The 3241-nt window shown below is 50.9% G+C and carries 7 protein-coding genes; all 7 read right to left on the bottom strand.

Going from position 1 to position 3241, the window contains the following annotated elements; all coding sequences use genetic code 11:
- The coding region (locus AC2VLY_RS01220; protein WP_486893959.1) for a ribosomal protein L16 at nt 1-107 on the bottom strand (107 nt) is incomplete at its 3' end.
- A 12-nt stretch (nt 108-119) separates the two neighbouring features.
- Nucleotides 120-782 (bottom strand): 30S ribosomal protein S3, encoded by a 663-nt coding sequence (gene rpsC, locus AC2VLY_RS01215; RefSeq protein WP_010639696.1) that lies wholly within the window; start codon nt 780-782, stop codon nt 120-122.
- An 11-nt stretch (nt 783-793) separates the two neighbouring features.
- Nucleotides 794-1126, bottom strand: coding sequence for a 50S ribosomal protein L22 (gene rplV, locus AC2VLY_RS01210; RefSeq protein ID WP_010639697.1), 333 nt, complete (start codon nt 1124-1126; stop codon nt 794-796).
- Between the two features lie 11 nt (nt 1127-1137).
- The gene (gene rpsS, locus AC2VLY_RS01205; RefSeq protein WP_010639699.1) at nt 1138-1413 is read right to left on the bottom strand and encodes a 30S ribosomal protein S19; all 276 of its coding nucleotides are present in this window, start codon (nt 1411-1413) and stop codon (nt 1138-1140) included.
- Between the two features lie 18 nt (nt 1414-1431).
- A complete protein-coding gene (gene rplB / locus AC2VLY_RS01200; protein WP_193649841.1) occupies nt 1432-2256 on the bottom strand; it encodes a 50S ribosomal protein L2 in 825 nt (274 codons plus the stop codon).
- Nucleotides 2257-2271: 15 nt separating this feature from the next.
- Nucleotides 2272-2565 (bottom strand): 50S ribosomal protein L23, encoded by a 294-nt coding sequence (gene rplW / locus AC2VLY_RS01195; protein ID WP_031573667.1) that lies wholly within the window; start codon nt 2563-2565, stop codon nt 2272-2274.
- Nucleotides 2562-3179 carry a 50S ribosomal protein L4 gene (rplD, locus tag AC2VLY_RS01190; protein ID WP_193649840.1) on the bottom strand — a complete coding sequence of 206 codons (618 nt, stop codon included), beginning with the start codon at nt 3177-3179 and terminating at the stop codon, nt 2562-2564. Before rplD ends, rplW begins: the two co-directional genes overlap by 4 nt.
- Between the last annotated feature and the right edge of the window lie 62 nt (nt 3180-3241).

Genomic DNA, 3241 nt, shown 5'->3' with positions numbered 1-3241 from the left:
GCTTTAAGACCAAATTCACCAAAGCTTACCTTACTCCCACGCGTCGCTATGCCGCGATTGCGTCCCTTGTGTTGTTTACGAAATTTCGTACGTTTAGGCTGCAGCATCTGAAGCTCCCGTTACTTCTGGTGAGCACCGGTATTTTGTACCGTGCTCCATTCCAGAATCTCGCCCTTAAAAATCCATACCTTGACGCCAATAATACCGTAGGTGGTTTTCGCCTCAGCAAAACCGTAATCAATATCGGCACGCAGGGTGTGCAAAGGCACCCGCCCTTCCCGATACCATTCAGTACGAGCAATTTCTGCTCCACCCAATCGGCCGGCACAATTAATGCGCATACCCAGCGCTCCAAAACGCATGGCATTCGTAACAGCCCTTTTCATCGCCCGGCGAAACATGATTCGGCGTTCCAACTGTTGGGCGACGCTTTCAGCAACCAGTTGCGCATCCAACTCGGGCTTACGAATTTCTTCCACATTAATATGAACCGGAACGCCCATGCGCTTTTGCACATCATGACGTAACTTTTCGATATCTTCGCCCTTTTTACCGATAACGATACCAGGGCGCGCAGTATGTACTGTGATACGCGCACTTCGTGCAGGACGTTCGATAATAATATCGGAAACAGCTCCACCGGAAAGTCGCTCGCGAATGAACTGGCGAATTTTAATATCTTCCAGCAATTTTTCTTGGAAATCGCCCTTCCCGTACCAACGGGAGTTCCAATTCTTAATGATTCCCAGACGCAGTCCGACTGGATTGGTTTTTTGTCCCATAGCTTCCTCAGTTAACTCTCTGCGACCACAATCGTGATATGGCTGGTCCGTTTCAGGATCCGTGAGCCCCGACCTTTTGCCCGGGCCGCAAAGCGCTTCAGTACCGCACCGCCGTCAATCAGAATCTGTTCGACGAAAAGAGCGTCCACATCGGCACCTTCATTGTTTTCTGCATTAGCAATTGCTGATTCGAGACATTTACGAATGGGCAATGCCGCTTTCTTGTTGGTAAACTGTAAAATCTCCAAAGCCTTGTCTACCGGTTTGCCGCGCACCAGGTCAGCAACCAGTCGCGCTTTTTGGGGAGACATCTGAAGTCCTTTAAGTACAGCTGATGATTTCATCTGATTCCCCTTTATCGCTTGGCTTTTTTGTCAGCCACGTGACCTTTGAAGGTCCGTGTCAGTGCAAATTCACCGAGCTTATGGCCAACCATGTTCTCGTTGACCACAACAGGAATGTGCTGACGACCATTGTGTACACTGATGGTCAGACCGATGAAATCAGGGGTAATAGTGGAACGACGCGACCATGTTTTGATCGGACGCCGGCTACTACTCGCCTGTGCACTTTGTACTTTACGGTCCAGATGTTCATCAATGAACGGACCTTTTTTAATGGAACGTGGCACGTCAAATCCCCTTAACCACTAACGCGAACGACGTCGTACAATCATATTGCTTGTACGCTTGTTTTTACGGGTACGATAACCCTTGGTCGGTTGCCCCCAAGGTGAAACCGGGTGCCGACCACCGGAAGTACGACCTTCACCACCACCATGGGGATGATCTACCGGGTTCATTACCACACCACGTACGGTTGGTCGAACACCACGCCAACGCGTGGCACCGGCCTTACCCAATTGCTGAGATCCGTGTTCTTCGTTACCAACCTCACCAATGGTAGCGCGGCAGGATACATGAATTCGACGGACTTCGCCAGAGCGCAAACGTAACTGGGCATATTCCCCATCACGCGCCATGAGCTGTGCTGATGCACCTGCCGAACGAGCAATCTGCCCACCCTTGCCCGGACGCATTTCAATATTGTGCACTACCGAACCTACCGGGATACCGCGCAGAGGCATACAGTTGCCGGGCTTGATCGGCGTTTGCTCAGCCGAAAGAATGGCGTCACCGACATTCATTCCTTTGGTGGCCAGAATGTAACGACGTTCTCCATCAACATAGCAAACAAGTGCTATATGCGCCGAACGATTGGGATCGTACTCCATACGTTCCACTTTACCGGGAACGTCAAATTTATTGCGCTTAAAATCAATAAGACGATAGTGTGACTTGTGCCCACCACCTTGGTGACGTCGGGTGATTCGCCCATGATTATTGCGGCCGCCACTATGTGATTGCGATTCCACCAACTTCGGATACGGGTCCCCTTTGTGCAGACGCGTATCTACGCTCTTAACGACAAAACGTCGACCTGCGGAGGTGGGTTTAGTTTTAATCAATGCCATTTTTAGATCCTTTCCTCAGGCCACGCCGTAGTCAATGCTGTTGCCTTCGGCCAGACGTACATAAGCCTTTTTCCAGGAAGAGCGGCGGCCAACGTGTCGTCCCATACGCTTTTCCTTGCCCAAGTAATTGCAGGTTTGAACAGACAACACCTGAACTTCAAATAGTTTTTCAACAGCTGACTTAATTTCAAGTTTGGTAGAGTCGCGCGCCACTTTGAATACAAACTGGTTCGACTTCTGCTGCACCATGGTGCTTTTTTCGCTGATGACCGGGGCCAAAAGGACCAGATATTTACGTTCTGCGTTCATCCGTACACCTCACCTAATTTCATGACTGCGTCCTGATCCATCAGCACGCGGCCATATTGGAGAAGATCTGCAGGACCGATATCCTGCCAGCCGGCAATACCAACTTTCGGAAAATTCCGCAAGCTCAAGAATAAATTGACTGGGACTTCACCCATGACCAGCAGAAAATCCGTACCACCGGCCTGATCAATCCATGCACGCGCGATTTTACTGCGTGCTTCGGAAAAATCTTCCTGTTGAATAATCTGCAACCGACCCTGACGCAACAATTCGGCCAGAACTGTACGCATGGCCCCGGCCCACATCTTTTTATTAACTTTTTGATGGTAGTTTTCACCACCAGCAGGGAACACCCGACCACCACCGCGCCAGATTGGGCTGCGTGTTGTACCAGCACGCGCACGACCGGTACCCTTTTGCTTCCAGGGTTTACGGCCACCACCGCGGACGGCTGAACGATTCTTCTGGTGCGCAGTGGCAGTCCGCATGCCAGCCATTTGCGCCACAACCACCTGGTGCAACAGCGCTTCGTTGTAGGGAACGTCAAAAACACCGTCAGCAATTTCAACCGGACTGTTTTTGCCGCTGGCAATTTCCAGACTTTGGACTTGCATATTTATCTCTCCTAACCGCGCACTGCAGGACGCACGATGACATCACCATCGCGTGCACCAGG

It is taken from the genome of Acidithiobacillus sp. TH-A36 (genome assembly GCF_057473445.1).
Note: the sequence above shows the minus strand (reverse complement) of the source record. Positions and strands in the feature narration are given on the sequence as shown.